This window comes from Streptomyces chlorus (assembly GCF_042655885.1).
GTDB classification, from domain to species: Bacteria; Actinomycetota; Actinomycetes; order Streptomycetales; family Streptomycetaceae; genus Streptomyces; species Streptomyces chlorus.
Genome location: NZ_JBHSOA010000042.1, coordinates 236,636 through 252,497 on the forward strand (window position 1 = coordinate 236,636; position 15,862 = coordinate 252,497).

Here is a 15,862-nt window from a genome sequence, read left to right on the forward strand (position 1 = left end):
GCCGGTCCGACGGGCCGAGCCGCCGATCGCTCCGTCGGTCGATCCGTCGGTCGATCGGCCGGGCCCGTCGGTTTGTCCGTCACCCGGGCGTCCATCGGTCCGGCCCTCGGGCCGGCCGCCCGTCAGTCGTGCCAGGCGCCGAAGTCCTCCAGCAGCCGCTGGAGGGGCTCGAAGACACCTGGGGTGGCCGCGACCGCGAGGTCCCACGAGGGGCGCTCACCGGGCCGTCCACCGGTCAGCGCGCCCGCCTCCCTGGCGATCAGGTCCCCCGCGGCCAGGTCCCAGGGGTGCAGCCCGCGCTCGTAGTAGCCGTCGAGCCGGCCGCAGGCCAGGTCGCAGAGGTCGACCGCGGCCGAGCCGCCGCGCCGGATGTCCCGCAGGAGCGGGATCAGCCGCCGCGCGACATCGGCCTGGTGGGTGCGGACCTCGGTGACGTAGTTGAAGCCGGTCGAGACCAGCGCCTGGTCCAGGGGCGGCGCGGGGCGGCAGGTCAGCGTGCGCTCGCCCTCCCACGCGCCGGTGGCCCGTGCCCCGCCGTCGCGGACCGCGTGATACGTCTCACCCCGCATCGGGGCGGCGACCACCCCGACGACGGTCTCGCCGTCCTGCTCGGCGGCGATGGAAACGGCCCACGTGGGCAGCCCGTACAGGTAGTTGACCGTGCCGTCGAGCGGGTCGATCACCCAGCGGACGCCGCTGGTGCCCTCGGTCGAGCCGCCCTCCTCGCCGAGGACGCCGTCGTCGGGCCGGTGCTCGGCGATCAGCCCGGTGATCAGCTTCTCGGCCGCGATGTCCATCTCGGTGACGACGTCGATCGGGCTGGACTTGGTCGCGGCGACCTCGAGGTCGGCCGGGCGGCCGTCCCGCAGCAGCTCACCCGCGCGGCGTGCCGCTTCGCGGGCCAGCTCCAGCAGTTCCGCGTGCAGGGGGTCGGTCACGGCACTCCTCAGGCGTAGGGGCTTTCCGGCGGATCAAGTCGGAGGTAACTGGCGGCATCTTTCCAGCTGGGGTGAGCGGGGTCTGGTGCGTGCAGCTGCAAGGCGGAGGAGAGAGTCGACGCGATGGGGGTCCCCCCTGCTCGAGCGGAGCCGAGAGCTCGGGGGAGTCGGCGACCGACGACAACGTCGCAGATGGGCGTGCCAGACCCCGCGTCTCCGGCATGGTCCGCCGGACAGCTCCTAAGGGCTGTCGGCGCCCGCGGCGGCGGGACGCGGGGCACGGGCCGGGCAGCAGCCCACCGGGCAGAGGTTGTGGCTCGCGCCGAGTTCGCCCAGGGCGCAGGGGGTGACGTCCTGGCCTCGTTCGATGGCGGCGCGCTCCACGACCAGGTCGCGGATCGCGGCGGCGAACCGCGGGTCGGCGCCCACGGTCGCCGAGCGGCGCACCGGCAGCCCCAGTTCCCCGGCCTTGTCCGTGGCCTCGGTGTCGAGGTCGTAGATGACCTCCATGTGGTCGGAGACGAAGCCGATGGGGGCCATGACCACGGCCGGGACCCCGGCCGCGTGCCGCTCCTCGAGGTGGTCGCAGATGTCGGGCTCCAGCCAGGGGATGTGCGGGGCGCCGGAGCGGGACTGGTAGACGAGCTGCCAGGGGTGCTCCACTCCGGTGCGCTCCCGCACGGCGTCGGCGATCAGCCGGGCCACGTCCAGGTGCTGTGCCACGTACGCGCCGCCGTCGCCGTGCTGCTCGACGGGTCCCGAGGTGTCGGCGGAGGCGATGGGGATCGAGTGGGTGCAGAAGGCGATGTGCGCGCCGTCGCGCACCTCCTCGGGCAGGTCGGCGAGCGAGCGGACGATCCCGTCGACCATGGGCTCCACGAAGCCGGGGTGGTTGAAGTAGTGCCGCAGCTTGTCGACCGCGGGCGGCTCCAGGCCCTCGGCCGCCAGCGTCGCCAGGGAGTCGGCGAGGTTCTCGCGGTACTGGCGGCAGCCGGAGTACGAGGCGTAGGCGCTGGTGGCCAGGACGAGGATGCGGCGGCGGCCGCCCTGGACCATCTCGCGCAGGGTGTCGGTCAGGTACGGCGCCCAGTTGCGGTTGCCCCAGTGGACCGGGAGGTCGAGGCCGTGGTCGGCGAAGTCCTTGCGCAGGGCGTCCAGCAGGGCGCGGTTCTGTTCGTTGATGGGGCTGGCCCCGCCGAACAGGAAGTAGTGCTCCCCGACTTCTTTCAGGCGTTCCTTGGGGATGCCGCGCCCGCGCGTCACGTTCTCCAGGAACGGGACCACGTCGTCCGGGCCTTCGGGGCCGCCGAAGGAGAGCAGGAGCAGGGCGTCGTAGGGGGTGGGATCGAGCTCGTCAGGCATGCCTCGATCCTGCCACCCGCCTCGGGCGGCCGGGCAACGGCGGGGGCCGACCGGGCCGTGACCCTGCGACCGGAAGACGTTAGGGTTACCTAACCCGTAAGTTGTATCGCCTGCGGTCGCGCCTTACTGAGATCTTCGGAGACCTCGTGCCCAGCCCTTATCCCGCCCTGTTCGCCGCCCCCGGCAGCAAGGCCTTCTCCGCCGCGGGGTTCATCGGCCGGATGCCCCTGGCCATGATGGGCATCGGCGTGGTCACGATGGTCTCCCAGCTGACCGGGCGGTACGGGCTCGCCGGCGCCCTGTCGGCCACCATCGCCCTGGCCGCCGCGGTCGCGGGCCCTCAGGTCTCCCGCCTGGTGGACCAGTACGGACAGCGGCGGGTGCTGCGTCCGGCGACGCTGCTCGCGCTCGTCGCGGCGGCACTGCTGCTGTTCGCCGCGCACTACGGCTGGCCGGACTGGGTGCTCTTCGTCGCCTGCGCCGGCATCGGCTGCGTCCCGAGCCTCGGCGCGATGATCCGGGCCCGCTGGGCCGCCCTGTACCGCGGCACCCCGCAGCTGCACACCGCGTACTCCTTCGAGTCCGTGGTGGACGAGATGTGCTTCATCCTCGGGCCGATCATCTCCATCGGGCTGTCCACGGCGTGGTTCCCCGAGGCCGGTCCGCTGCTCGCGGCCTGCTTCCTTGCGGTCGGCGTCTTCTGGCTGACGGCCCAGCACGCCACCGAACCGGCCCCGCACCCGCGCGAGCGCACGGGTGACGGCGGCCGGGGCGCGGGCGGCGGTACGGCGCTGAGCTCGCCGGGCCTGCAGGTCCTGGTGGCCACCTTCGCGGCGACGGGGGCGATCTTCGGCGCCGTGGACGTGGTCACCGTGGCCTTCGCGGAGGAGCGCGGGCACAAGGCCGCCGCCAGTGTGGTGCTCGCCGTGTACGCGCTGGGCTCCTGCGTGGCGGGCCTGACGTTCGGGCTGATGCGCTTCGCCGGGGCGCCCGAGCGCCGCTGGCTGCTGGGCATATGTGCCATGGCCGTGAGTATGATCCCCCTCCTACTGGTCGGGAACCTGCCGTTTCTGGCCGTGGCGTTGTTCGTTGCGGGTCTGTCCATCGCTCCCACGATGATCACGACGATGTCCCTCATCGAAGAGCACGTACCACGCGCACAGCTCACCGAAGGTATGACTTGGGTGAGCACCGGGCTCGCGGTCGGGGTCGCGCTCGGCTCCGCCGCGTCCGGCTGGGTGATCGACGCGTCCGGGGCGCGCGCCGGGTACGGGGTTCCGGCGGTGTCCGGAGCCGTCGCGGTCGTGGTCGGTTTCCTCGGGTACCGTCGGCTCAAGCGGCCGGCTCCGGGTCGGGGAGGCTCCGTTGGGCAGCACGGCGAGCACGAGGAACGGAACATGGCGTAACTGGGGAGGCACCGTCCTCGCCCGCCCCGCGCGGGAGGTCGCACCGGCCTCCGTCGACGAACTGGCGGCGGCCGTGCGCCGCGCCGCCGAGGACGGCCTCCCGGTGAAGGCGGTGGGCACCGGGCACTCCTTCACCTCGATCGCGGCCACCGACGGCGTGCAGATCCGCCCTCATCTGCTGGCGGGGATACGGGACCTCGACCGCGAGGCGGGCACCGTCACGGTCGGGGCCGGCACCTCGCTCAAGCGGCTCAACGCGGCTCTCGCGCGGGAAGGGCTGTCGCTCACCAACATGGGCGACATCATGGAGCAGACCGTCTCCGGGGCCACCAGCACCGGCACCCATGGGACCGGCCGCGACTCGGCCTCCCTCGCCGCGCAGATCCGGGGCCTGGAACTGGTCACCGCCGACGGTTCGGTGCTCACCTGCTCGGAGAAGGGGACCGACGAGGAGCGCGCGGTCTTCGCCGCCGCCCGGATCGGTCTCGGTGCCCTCGGCATCGTCTCCGCGATCACCTTCGCGGTCGAGCCGATCTTCCTGCTCACGGCCCGCGAGGAGCCGATGCCCCTGGACCGGGTGCTGGCCGAGTTCGACGAACTGCACGCCGAGAACGAGCACTTCGAGTTCTACTGGTTCCCGCACACCGGGAGCACCAACACCAAACGGAACAACCGCAGCGCCGGCCCGCAGCGGCCGGTGCATCCCGTCCGGGGCTGGTTCGACGACGAGTTCCTCTCCAACGGCGTCTTCCAGGCGGCGAACTGGGTCGGCCGCGCGGTGCCCGCGACCGTCCCCGCCCTCGCGCGCGTCTCCAGCAGGGCCCTGTCCGCGCGGACCTACACCGACATCCCGTACAAGGTGTTCACGTCGCCGCGCCGGGTGCGCTTCGTGGAGATGGAGTACGCGCTGCCGCGCGAGGCGCTGGTGGACACGCTGCGCGAGCTGAAGGCCATGGTCGACCGCTCCCCCCTGCGGGTCAGCTTTCCCGTCGAGGTGCGCACGGCCCCGGCCGACGACATCACCCTGTCCACGGCCTCCGGCCGCGACACCGCGTACATCGCGGTCCACATGGTCCGGGGCACCCCCTATCGGGGGTACTTCACGGCGGCGGAGCGCATCTTCACCGCCCATGAGGGCCGGCCCCACTGGGGGAAGATCAACACCCGGGACGCCGAGTACCTCTCCCGGGTGTATCCGCGTTTCGCCGAGTTCACGGCACTGCGGGACCGTCTTGATCCGGAACGCCTGTTCCGGAACGACTATCTGCGGAGGGTCCTGGGGACGTAGCGGACGCGTCCGGTTCCGGACTCGCGGTGTCGCCGGAGTCCTGGTTCCCGGTGTCGTCCGGGGTGCCCGCCGGGGCGTTCCCGCCGTCCGGTGTGCCGGAGCCGGTGGCCGCTCCCTCACCCTGAGGCGTCGCGGAGGGCGCGGGGGCCGGTCCGTCCCCGCCGGAGCCGCCGGAGCCCTCCGAGGTGTCGGAGTCGTCCGACGTCCCGGAGTCGCCGGAGGTGCCGGGGTCCTGCTCGTCCGAACCGCCGGGGCCGGACGAGTCACCGGAGCCGGACCTGTTCTCACCGGTGACCGCGTTGCCGACGGTGGTGTCCGGTGCGCCGCTGAGGCTCTGGCCCGAAGCGAGTTCGTAGACGGTGATTCCGGCCATCGTGACCCCGAACACCAACGCGGCCGCGACCACGGTCCGTTTCCAGCCCAGCCGCACTCCCCTGGCCCGGCCCCGGTACACGGTGCCCTCGGTGAACTCGCCGGGTGCCCGCGCGGGCTGTCGCCCGGCCGGCGCGGCGGACGCCCGGACCGGCGCCACGGCGGCTACACGGAGCTGCTCACCGGTGCGCTTGAAGAAGTGCTGGAAGACCGTTCCGCCGCAGGTGGCGACGACGCTCATGACTCCGGCGCCGATGATCGTCCCGTAGACGCCGAAGGACGAGGCGAGCTGGGCGCCCAGCACCGCGGCCACCCCGCTGCCCGCGACCTGCGGCACGCTCAGATCGATCCGCGCGCGCTTCCCCTCCTCCGCGTCACCGTGCTCACCCGCGACAACCGGCCTTTCACGCATTCCTGGACCTTGCCTGCCTTCTCCTACGTTCCCGTGCACGAGCGATCAACTGCACGACAAATGGACGTCCGACCGAAACCATTAGTTCCGTTTCTGGTGATTGCGTGAAGTTTCCCACGCCCGGATTCGGCGGGTCCGGACCCGGGCGGCCAAGTAGCACCCCTTGCGGGAAGTTGGGGCGGCGTGCCAATCCACGCACATGGCCCGAATGGAGTACTGTTGCGAGCCCTGAGTCCGGTCGCCCATCAGGGTGCTCGGGTTCCTTGAGGACCGCCGGGAGGGGACTAGTTGCACAGGGTGAAGCAGTTGGTCACTTAGCGTTGCGAATAGGTAACCGTGTCATAACGGCGAGCCAGGGCCCACGCCCGACACGCCGGGCAACTCGGCAAGGTTGTGGCAGGCTGCACCCGGGCAGGCCACACTCGACTAGCGGAAGCAGCGACGCACGTGACGTCGGCAGGCACCACCCGGGAGGTCCCCATGCCCGAACTGCGTGTCGTGGCCGTCTCGAATGACGGCACACGGCTGGTGCTGAAGGCTGCGGACAGCACGGAGTACACGCTTCCGATCGACGAACGCCTGCGCGCCGCGGTGCGCGGCGACCGTCCCCGCCTCGGCCAGATCGAGATCGAGGTGGAGAGCCATCTCCGCCCCCGCGACATCCAGGCGCGCATACGAGCCGGTGCGACCGCGGAAGAGGTCGCCCAGATGGCCGGCATCCCCGTGGACCGCGTCCGCCGCTTCGAGGGCCCCGTGCTCGCCGAGCGCGCCTTCATGGCGGAACGTGCCCGCAAGACCTCCGTCCGCCGGCCCGGCGAGAACTCCGGTCCGCCGCTGGGCGAGGCCGTGCAGGAACGGCTGACGCTGCGCGGCGCGGAGAAGGACACCGTGCAGTGGGACTCGTGGCGCCGCGACGACGGCACCTGGGAAGTACTGCTGGTCTACCGGGTCGCGGGCGAACCGCACTCGGCCAGCTGGACGTACGACCCGCCCCGGCGGCTCGTCCAGGCCGTCGACGACGAGGCGCGTTCACTGATCGGCGAGTCCGACGACCTCGCCGCGACGCCCGAGCCCAGCTTCCCGTTCGTGCCGCGCATCGCCCGGCTGCCCCGCGACCGTCCGGGTGACCGCGAGCGGCAGAGCCTGCCACCGGGTCAGGACTCCGAGCCCGACGAGGAGTTGGTGGCCACGGCCGGCGGTGAGCGGGACTCGCTCACCAGCCTGCTGGAGGCGGTGCCGAGCTTCCGGGGCGACCTGGTGGTTCCCGAACGGGCCCCCGAGCCGGCCGCCGAGGAGCCGGACGGCGAACCCGAGGCGGAGGAGCCGCCGGCTCCCGCGGCCTCGGCCGGTTCCGCCTACGCCGACGTCCTGATGCCCCGTGCCGTCACCAGTCACCGGGACCGCCTCGTCGGCTCCACGGACCGTCAGGCGGAGGCGGACGGAGTCCGTCCGGGCCGCCGCGCTGCGGTGCCGAGCTGGGACGAGATCGTGTTCGGGACCCGGCGCAAGAAGCAGGAGTGACCCGGCGGAAGCGTCCACCGAATCAAGCAAACCGATCCGAGGTGTCGTGAAAGGGGCGCTCGCACATGGCGAGCGCCCCTTTCACACTTCCGGTCTACTGCGCGGTCTACTGCGGGTCCGGTCCCACCGCGACCGGCCGCTCCGGGTCCGACGACCACTCCGACCAGGAGCCTACGTACAGCTCCGCCGGGATACCCGCCACCGCGAGCGCCAGCACCTCGTGCGCCCCCGAGACCCCCGAACCGCAGTACACACCGACCCGCTTGTCCGTGGTCGCACCCAACTCCCGGAACCGCGCGCCCAGTTCCCCGGCGGACAGGAAGCGTCCGTCCGGGCCGACGTTCTCGGTGGTGGGCGCCGAGACCGCGCCCGGGATGTGGCCGCCGACCGGGTCGATCGGCTCCACCTCGCCCCGGTAGCGCTCTCCCGCGCGGGCGTCGAGGAGCAGCCCGGACCGGGCCAGCGCCGCCGCTCCGTCGGCGTCGAGCAGCCCGGCCGCCCCCCATGCGGGCGCGAAGTCGCCCTCGGCCGGCTCCGGCCGCGCGGTCTCGAGCGGACCGTCCCAGGACGGCAACCCGCCGTCGAGGACCCGCACGTCCGGGTGCCCCGTCCACCGCAGCAGCCACCACGCGCGGGCGGCTCCCCAGCCCATCCCGCCGTCGTACACGACCACCGGTGTGCCCGCCGACACGCCCGCCCGGCGCATCGCGGCGCCGAACTCCTCCGGATCGGGCAGCGGATGGCGCCCCCGCCCGGTCGGCGCTACGGCCAACTCCCTGTCCAGGTCGACGAACACGGCGCCGGGAAGGTGCCCGCCGCGGTACGCGGCCCGTCCGTCGAACGGCGGCTCACCGGCCGCCGCGGCCGTGCTCAACTGCCAGCGGACGTCGAGCAGTACCGGCGGGTCGCCGCCCGCCAGTCCGGCGGCGAGTTCGGATGCGGAGATGATGGCGTTCATGGCCACCATCCTGACGTACGGGGTGGCCGTCTCGTCCAGGTCCGGCTACTCTGCTCGGCCGGGCAGACCCGATCACGAGGCGTACGGGATCGGGCACATGCTGTACTACCGATCGACATCCTCCGGCAAGCGTGCCGAAAAGGACGGGGACCCGCACATCGGGCATCCTCCGGAGACAGGAACCGCCGTACGGGGCGGGCCCGGAGCGCGCGACACCGTGGCCGATGCCGGCACCGGCACCAGCACCAGCACCAGCACCAGCACGGGGACGAATCCGCAGAACGGACGCGACACGACCCTCACCCGGGTCGAGAAGAGCACGGCCACCGCGAGGACGGCCGAGAAGAGAGTGACGATGACCGACACACGGGGGTCCGCCCGCCGAGACGGTGAAGCGCCCGTCCGGTACGCACCCGGTACACCCTGCTGGGTGAGTCTCATGGTGCACGGCCCGGACAGGGCCCGGATGTTCTACGAAGCGTTGTTCGGCTGGGAGTTCCGGCCCGGTCCGCAGCAACTCGGCCCCTACGTGCGTGCCCTGCTCGACGGCTGCGAGGTGGCCGGCATCGGACTGCTGTCGCCGGACCAGCATCTCCCCGTGGCCTGGACGCCCTACTTCGCCTCGGCGGACGTGGACCGCACCGCCGAGACGGTGCGGTCGTGCGGCGGCACCATCGGTGTCGGCCCGCTGGACACCGATGGTGCCGGGCGGCTGGCGATCGGCTCCGACCCCTCGGGCGCCGTCTTCGGCATCTGGCAGGCGTCCGCGCACCGGGGCCAGGCGGTCACCGGGGTGCCCGGCGCGCCCGCCTGGAACGAGCTGACGACCTTCGAGTCGGAGCGCGTGGCCAAGTTCTACGCGGCGGTGTTCGGTTACACCGAGGAGCCGGAGATCTCCGCCGACCTCGACTACGTGACCCTGAGCGTGGAGAGCCGGCCCGTGGCCGGGATCCACGGCGTGGGCAACGGCCTCCTGAGGGACCGCGGCCCGCACTGGACGACGTACTTCACCGTGGCCGACGTCGACGACACGGTGGACCACGTCCTGCACCTGGGCGGCCAGATCCTCAAGCGGCCCCACGACAGCGCCCACGGCCGGGTCGCGACGGCGACGGACCCGGAGGGGGCACGGTTCGCCCTCGTGCAGACCCCTCGCTGACGGGCAGGGTTCACGGTCGGCGACCACCGCGAACGCAGCACTTTCTCCGGCAGGAGACGCACGCGGTTTCGGGCCGGTCCGGTCGCTGCCGGTTCCGTCGCTGTGCGCGCCCTTCGTAGACGTCGACGCAGCGCGTTGCCGTCGGCCCGCACGTCCACACGACGTGGGCCGGACACTGCGGGGCTACTCCACGGCCCGGCCTGCTGTGTACATCAGTTCGCGAATGGTGTACCCGTAGGTCTCGGTGAGGTCCTCCCCGGCGTAACACAGCACCTCGTCACCGTCGTAGTCACCTCCGCAGGCGTCCAGGCCGTCGAGTACGCCGAGGGCCACGGCCTCGGCCGCGTCGAGCATGCCCAGCTCCAGACGGCGACGGACATCGGCCTCATACTGCTCGATGACCGGCTCGATCAGGCGGCTCGCGGCCTCGTGAACGTCGGTGTACCCGAAGCCCGGGCGATGGCCGGCGCTCAACTGGTCGGCGTCGAGGGCGCGCAGGGCGTGCTCGACCTCGGCCGCGGTCCTCTCTTGGAGGGCTGCCAGTTCGGCACGCGCCCGCGGGTCCAGCACGCGTACGGCCAACCGGTCCGCTTCCACGCGCAGTTCGGGCCGGGCGTCCAGCAGCCGGTCCAGCACTGCGGCCTTCTCCACGGCGGTAAGCGCGTTCAGGGCTTCGCCCGGGGCGCGGCGAGCGTCGTCAGCAGGCGTGGCGTGCCAGGGCAGGCGCCGTTCGGCGGCGTGCAGGGCGAGTGCGACGGCATGCCGGCACAAGCGTCCTGACCTCGGGGCGCACGCACCGTCGCATTCCGCCGTCAGTTCCCGCCCCACGACCTGCACCCAGACCCCGCAGGCGGCGCCCGAGCCGTCCCGCACCAGACCGCCGATGCCTCGGGGCTCGCTCCCCACCTCGATCACCGCACCGTCGGCGAGCAGGATCCGCCCCTCGGTGGCCTCGGTGTCGTCGGCGAACGCGTACACCGTCTCCTCGTCCATTGCTACAGCCATTCGATCATTCAAGCGCACGCCTGAGAGGCTCCGCGAGCGGACGGCCGGGTCCACTACGGTGGGCGCGGATACGGCAACATCTCCGTGGGCATGAGGTACCGCAGTGGGCAAACGCAACCAGGAACGACGGCGTGCCAAGAAGAAGCAGCGCGATGCGCGGCAACGTGCCCGGGCGGAGCAGGAGCGGGCCTTCGGCGCCGCGTTCGGGTTCGGCGGCTGCGACTGCGGCGACCCCTTGTGCGGGGTGGGCGGCGGAGCGTCCGTCCCGCGTCCGCGCGGCCCGCGGACGGTCGACGATCTGCTCGACGAGGCCATGGACGAGGTGTGGGCCGTCCCGATCGCGGACACGGCACGCCGCGAAGCCGCACTGGGGCGGGCCGCCGCCTTGTTCACCAAGGCGGGCATGGGCCGCGCGGTGCTGGCAGCAGGCGGTGAGGCACTGCACGCGGTGTGGCATCGCGGCTGGCAGCCCGCCGATGTGGTGCGCGCCGCCCGGCGTGACCTCAAGGCGCGACACGGGCGACTCGCCGCCGATCTGATCGCCGCCGAACACCGCGCGTACCCGGCATCGGCCACGGCCCTGGACGAGCGCTGGGCAGCCCAACTGGCCGCTCTGTCCGCCGAGGTGTGGTGGGGCGACGACGACGCGTATCTGACCGGCGCTGCCGCCCGCGAGAAGTGCGAGCCGACCGTATTGGGGCGGGCGTGGGTGGAGCTGCTGGACCTGCTCAGCGGTCTCCCGGAGATTCCGCAGCTGATGCCGCCCCCGTGCGAGGCCGGTTCCGGCGCCGTGCCCCATGGCAGCGGTACGGAGGCTCCGGTGCTGGCGAAGGTTCGCGGGCTGCTGGCGAAGGCCGAGTCCACCGAGTTCCACGAGGAGGCCGAGGTTCTCACCGCCAAGGCGCAGCAGCTCATGGCCCAGCACAGCATTGACGCGGCGCTGTTGGACGCCGAGCAGGACACCCGGCAGGTGCCGGGGGGTGTGCGGGTCGGCGTGGACGCACCGTACGAGGAACCGAAGGCGCACCTGCTGCAGGCGGCGGCGGAGGCCAACCGGTGCCGCACGGTGTGGTCGCGGCACCTGGGCTTCTCCACCGTGGTCGGCTTCGCCTCCGACGCGCGGGCGGTGGAACTGCTGTACACCTCCCTGCTGGTCCAGGCGCAGTCCGCGCTCCAGGCAGCCGGAAGCCGGACCCACCACGACGGGGCGTCGCGTACTCGCTCCTATCGGCAGTCCTTCCTGTGGGCCTACGCCACACGGATCGCCGAGCGGCTGACCCGGGCGACCGACGAGACCACCGAGGCGGCCCGCGAAGACCACGGGCCCGGACTGCTGCCGGTGCTGGCCTCCCGGGCCCGGGCGGTGGACGACCAGGTGGACGAATGGTTCACGGACCTGTCCTACAACCTCGGTGAGACGCATGTCCGGGACCAGGAGGGCTGGGCGCACGGTACGGCCGCCGCGAACCACGCACAACTGCGCGGTCGGGCCGAGGCGCTCCGCTGAGCTCGGTATCCGGTGTCCTTTCCGTCTGTTCGAGTCGGCGGCCGACGCTGCTGTGATGCAGGTGGAGGATGGTGTCCCACCGGGTGGCGCAGGGGATCTTCACGGTCCCGGCGCTGCGGGGCCGGAGACGGATATCTTACTGAAAAATGTGAGCAGTCGGCGGGCATGTGTCACGTATGCGCTCAAACGAGCGACATCAGGACAGTGGCAGCCAAAATGCTCACGCCTTTGGGGCGGTGCGTCATCCCCGGGGCGTGGGCGCTTGTTCCGGCATCGCACACGTCGAGGCCGTCATCCCACCGGGCGGCCGAGGAAAGCCGCCCGCACCTGCGCCGACCGCCCCCGACAAGACCGGATACACCGTCACTCGATCTCCCGCCCGCCGAACAGCACCACCGGCCCCGACCCACGACGCCACCCTCAGCTCAAGAGTTCAAGTCGATGACACGTACGGACTGCCCCTTCCATACGTCAGGGGCTGTGGTGGCGACCACGGCACCGTTCGGCCGTTCCTCGGTCGGCTCGGCGGCATAACGCGTGTGGGCGGGAGCCCAGGACGTTTCGCGGGCCACAGCAAGTGCGGCAGGCAGATCCAGGTCGAGCAACGTGATGCCCGGGAGCGCGGCGAGGTGTTCCGCCGTACCGGGCCGCACCCGGTCCGCCTCGACCAGAGCGCATGCGGGGGCGTAGAGGAACCAGTCCGCCTCGGAATTCGCGCGATGGATCAAGCGTGAGGCGAGCACATTTCCCTGCCCCGCCGCCACCATCGCCGTCTCGTCCAGGACGATGTGCAGAGCCTCGGTCACCTTGCTCCCGCCTCGCTGAGGCGCCGGTCCAACTCGGCGTCCAAAGCAGCCTGTTCGCTCACACTCGGGTCGTAGCCGTTCCACTCCCGCAGGGCGGCTCGCGCTTGCTCGGCGCGGGCCATGCGTTCCTCGGGCGTCAGCAGGGTCTCGGCGAGGTGGGACAGGTAACCCCGTAGGGACATACCTTCCGAGGAAGCTATCCGGGCAAGCCGGTCGCGGGCTTCGGCGGGGATGCGGACGTTGGCATCGGACATACGGGCCTCCTCATTCGACCTCCAAGGATACGGGTACGGGTACGTACCCGCCCAGCCCACGTCGAGCGCTCCGGACGTGCGGGGCATTGAGCCGAAAGAGGCGGTGGTGACATGGCGGAACGCAAGGGCGCGGTGGCGGGGGCCGAGACGGTTCCCGGGGAGCGTGGGAAGGGCAGCGCGGGAGCAGTCGTGAGTCTCGGGGACGGCTGGGACAACGACGACGGAACCGGGCGCCCCCCGAACTCCGGAACGCTCACCGGCGCGCTCCGGGCGGGCGCCACTGCCTCGATGTGAAATCGCCGAGGAGTCGTCGGCCGGCGACGGTGAACGGGTGGTCGGCTCCCAGGCCACGTTCCCGCCTGGCCACGACATCCGTCATGATCTCGACAGCCGCCTCCAAGTGGCCCCGCGCGGCGTGGGTTCGGGACAGGAGCTGCTGTGCCGAGAGCGCGATCGGGTGGTCGGGGCCGAAGCGTCGCCGGTATGCCTCGGTGACAAGCCGGATCTCCTGGTCGGCCTCGTCGAAACGGCCCAGCAGGTACAGCGCCCAGGCATGGTTGTGGTGTGCGCCCAGGGTCACCGTGTGGTCGGGGCCGAGGCACCGTACGCATTCCGCGGGCAGGGAAAGCAGCGCGCCGTCCTCTTCGGCGACGATCTCGGACGCGGACAGCAGGACCAGCAGGCTGGAGCGGGAGCGCAACGTCAGCGGGTGGGCAGGACCCAGTGCCCTTCGTCTGCCGGCGACCGTGGAGCGGAGGAGCGAGAGGGCCTTGTCGCGTTGTCCGAGATTTCCGAGCACGAGCTGAAGACCGTGGCGGCTGTCCAGGGTGTCGGGGTCGTCGGCCCCGAACAGTCGCTCCTGAGCCGCGTGGACGCGTCCGAGCAGCAGTTCGGCCTCGGTGTATCCGCCCAGCCGGAAGAGCGCCCGTCCGGCCCTGGAACCGGCGGCCAGGACGAGACGGTGCTCCGCGCCGAGCTGCCGCTCGCCGAGGTCCGCGGCGGCTCGGGCGGCCTCCCAGGCGGACAGGTAGTCCCCCGTGCGGTGCAGGGCGGCGGACAGCCTGGTCGCCACTGCCAGTGCGTCGGCCGATGTCGACGGGTCGCCTGCGCGCCGCAGCAGGGCGAGCCCGTGCGGCACCAACAGCCGAAGCAGCGGATCGTACGGACCGGCGTCGGGCACACCGGGTACGGCCGCGTCGAGCAGTCGGACCGCTGTGGCATGAAGAGCCGGCACCACTTCCGCCGGGGTCGCCGCGACGACGCTGTCGAGCAGCACCGCGTGACTCTGTGCGCACCGCTCACCGACGTCGACCAGCTCGGTCAGCGACTGGTCGAGCAGCGCTCTCAGGGCCGTTTCGCAGCGGGCACGCGGAAGGACACCGCTGATCTCGGCGTGGTTGAGCAGAGACAGCGGCAGGGGCTCGGGGGCGAAACGCGACAGGAGCCGCAGCAGCGCGGTCGCTTCGGGCAGGCCGCGGGCCTCGAACGCGTCGAGTGTCAGTTGCCACGTCAGGCCCACCAGATGTCGGGGATCCTCCTCCGACAAGGCATCGGCCCCCTGGTCAATAAGTTCGACCCCTTCTCCTTCCTCCAGACGGCGCCCGTAGGTCTCCATCGTCCAGGGATCGAGCACTTGCCGGGAGAGGAAGCCGCCTGCCAGCGTGAGGGCGAGCGGCAACCGGCCGAGCCGGTCCGCGATCCGGGCCGCCTCCTGCTGTGTGCCACGGTGCGGGGCGAGGTCCCGCAGCACCCGCGCGGCGTCCTCACGCGGCAGTACGCCGATGTGCTGCAACTCCGCCCCCGGCCACCAGCGGGCGGCCGGCCGGCGCGTGGTCACCACGACCGTGCCGCGTGGACTGGTGCGCAGCCAGCTGCCGTCCCGGAGGATCTCGGGCTGGTCGGCGTTGTCGAGCACCAGCAGCCAGGGCTCGGCGGAGCGGTCGAGATACTGCCAGACCAGATCGGCGGCGGGGCGGAGTCCGTTGCGGGCGGCCAGCAACTCGCCGTCACCGGCACCTCGGTCGGCGGCTACGGCGAGCATGCCCGCACGCAGGTTCGCGCGGTCGGAGGCGCTGACCCACAGCCCCACCCTGCCGCATTCGCCGGTGGCCAGCTGGAAGAACGTGTAGGCGACCGCGGTCTTGCCGCAGCCGCCCATGCCGTACAGCACGTAGACCTCGCCGCCGTGCCTTGCCCGCACACTCGCTCGGAGCCGTTCCATCACCTCGGCGCGGTCGCGCAGCACGACCGGAGGCCGGCCGACCGCCGGGCGGCGAACCGAGTCGGGGCCTTGGGGCACGGCCGCCTCGTCGCCGTGTTCGCCGTGTTCGCCGTAGTGGTGGTGCTCGCTGATGTGCTGGTCGCCCGACGCCTGGTAGACACGGCCGCGGTCCTCGGCGTGGCCGTCCATCGCGCCTGTCATCGCTGCGCGTTGTGCTGGTCTCGTCCGGCCTGATAGATGCGGGCGCGACCGGACGCACTGGCGTGCTGGGTGATCGCTGGGCCGGTCGCACCGCCCGGGTCGAGTTCTTCGAGGAGTCCGCGCAGTTCCGCGGCGGCGCCGGGCCGTGCTGCGAGCAGCCGCCGCAGCCGCCCCTGCCACTCCGCGTGCAGTTCGCCCAGTGTCTCCTGGTCGTCGGCCTCACCGGCCGCCAGGGCGTCTTCACGGGTGACCGCCAGTTCGGCGGCGACAGCCTCGGCGCGGTGCGGCTGCGTTCGGCGCCACAGTCGCGTGACGCCCTCCCGGGTGCGATTCCAGGCGTCGGTCGTCATCAAGGTGACCAGTGTGACTCCCGCGCTCTGCGCGAGTAATGCCGTCTCCGGGTCCACAGTTCCCCCTGCTCAAAGAATTCCAATTTTTGGATTGTATGCCAA

At 72.0% G+C, this 15,862-nt stretch carries 14 protein-coding genes; 5 read left to right on the forward strand and 9 right to left on the reverse strand.

Annotation, left to right across the window (positions count from 1 at the left end):
- Positions 1–122: 122 nt before the first annotated feature.
- Positions 123–938, reverse strand: a complete 816-nt coding sequence (locus tag ACFPZI_RS20300) for an inositol monophosphatase family protein (RefSeq protein ID WP_381364846.1) — start codon at positions 936–938, stop codon at positions 123–125.
- A 240-nt stretch (positions 939–1,178) separates the two neighbouring features.
- The gene (locus ACFPZI_RS20305; protein ID WP_381364848.1) at positions 1,179–2,300 is read right to left on the reverse strand and encodes a ferrochelatase; all 1,122 of its coding nucleotides are present in this window, start codon (positions 2,298–2,300) and stop codon (positions 1,179–1,181) included.
- A gap of 146 nt (positions 2,301–2,446) precedes the next feature.
- Between ACFPZI_RS20305 and ACFPZI_RS20310 the strand changes: the two genes are divergently transcribed.
- Both ACFPZI_RS20310 and ACFPZI_RS20315 read left to right on the forward strand, forming a co-directional pair.
- Positions 2,447–3,706: an MFS transporter gene (locus tag ACFPZI_RS20310; RefSeq protein WP_381364849.1), complete on the forward strand. Its 1,260-nt coding sequence runs from the start codon at positions 2,447–2,449 to the stop codon at positions 3,704–3,706.
- A complete protein-coding gene (locus ACFPZI_RS20315) occupies positions 3,666–4,994 on the forward strand; it encodes a D-arabinono-1,4-lactone oxidase (protein ID WP_381364850.1) in 1,329 nt (442 codons plus the stop codon). Before ACFPZI_RS20310 ends, ACFPZI_RS20315 begins: the two co-directional genes overlap by 41 nt.
- On the opposite strand, the gene ACFPZI_RS20320 is transcribed toward ACFPZI_RS20315, so the two are convergent.
- Positions 4,918–5,778, reverse strand: a complete 861-nt coding sequence (locus ACFPZI_RS20320) for a hypothetical protein (protein WP_381364852.1) — start codon at positions 5,776–5,778, stop codon at positions 4,918–4,920. The genes ACFPZI_RS20315 and ACFPZI_RS20320 overlap by 77 nt on opposite strands.
- A 480-nt stretch (positions 5,779–6,258) precedes the next feature.
- Here ACFPZI_RS20320 and sepH point away from each other — a divergent pair, with 480 nt between their 5' ends.
- Positions 6,259–7,299: a septation protein SepH gene (gene sepH / locus ACFPZI_RS20325; RefSeq protein ID WP_381364854.1), complete on the forward strand. Its 1,041-nt coding sequence runs from the start codon at positions 6,259–6,261 to the stop codon at positions 7,297–7,299.
- A 106-nt stretch (positions 7,300–7,405) separates the two neighbouring features.
- Here sepH and ACFPZI_RS20330 read toward each other — a convergent pair whose 3' ends face one another.
- Complete coding sequence (locus tag ACFPZI_RS20330) at positions 7,406–8,257, reverse strand: sulfurtransferase (protein WP_381364855.1); 852 nt, start codon at positions 8,255–8,257, stop codon at positions 7,406–7,408.
- Positions 8,258–8,612: 355 nt separating this feature from the next.
- Here ACFPZI_RS20330 and ACFPZI_RS20335 point away from each other — a divergent pair, with 355 nt between their 5' ends.
- A complete protein-coding gene (locus ACFPZI_RS20335) occupies positions 8,613–9,416 on the forward strand; it encodes a VOC family protein (RefSeq protein ID WP_381365004.1) in 804 nt (267 codons plus the stop codon).
- 183 nt (positions 9,417–9,599) lie between these two features.
- Here ACFPZI_RS20335 and ACFPZI_RS20340 read toward each other — a convergent pair whose 3' ends face one another.
- Entirely contained in the window at positions 9,600–10,421 is an 822-nt protein-coding gene (locus ACFPZI_RS20340) for a hypothetical protein (protein WP_381364857.1), read from the reverse strand.
- Positions 10,422–10,524: 103 nt separating this feature from the next.
- Between ACFPZI_RS20340 and ACFPZI_RS20345 the strand changes: the two genes are divergently transcribed.
- Positions 10,525–11,928, forward strand: coding sequence for a DUF2786 domain-containing protein (locus ACFPZI_RS20345; RefSeq protein ID WP_381364859.1), 1,404 nt, complete (start codon positions 10,525–10,527; stop codon positions 11,926–11,928).
- Between the two features lie 425 nt (positions 11,929–12,353).
- On the opposite strand, the gene ACFPZI_RS20350 is transcribed toward ACFPZI_RS20345, so the two are convergent.
- The 4 genes from ACFPZI_RS20350 to ACFPZI_RS20365 form a co-directional block, all read right to left on the reverse strand.
- Positions 12,354–12,734, reverse strand: a complete 381-nt coding sequence (locus ACFPZI_RS20350) for a PIN domain-containing protein (RefSeq protein ID WP_381364861.1) — start codon at positions 12,732–12,734, stop codon at positions 12,354–12,356.
- Positions 12,731–12,988, reverse strand: coding sequence for a hypothetical protein (locus tag ACFPZI_RS20355; protein ID WP_381364863.1), 258 nt, complete (start codon positions 12,986–12,988; stop codon positions 12,731–12,733). Before ACFPZI_RS20355 ends, ACFPZI_RS20350 begins: the two co-directional genes overlap by 4 nt.
- Before the next feature lie 253 nt (positions 12,989–13,241).
- Complete coding sequence (locus tag ACFPZI_RS20360; RefSeq protein WP_381364865.1) at positions 13,242–15,410, reverse strand: tetratricopeptide repeat protein; 2,169 nt, start codon at positions 15,408–15,410, stop codon at positions 13,242–13,244.
- A complete protein-coding gene (locus ACFPZI_RS20365) occupies positions 15,407–15,817 on the reverse strand; it encodes a hypothetical protein (RefSeq protein WP_381364867.1) in 411 nt (136 codons plus the stop codon). The genes ACFPZI_RS20360 and ACFPZI_RS20365 overlap by 4 nt, the downstream gene beginning before the upstream one ends.
- Positions 15,818–15,862 lie beyond the last annotated feature (45 nt).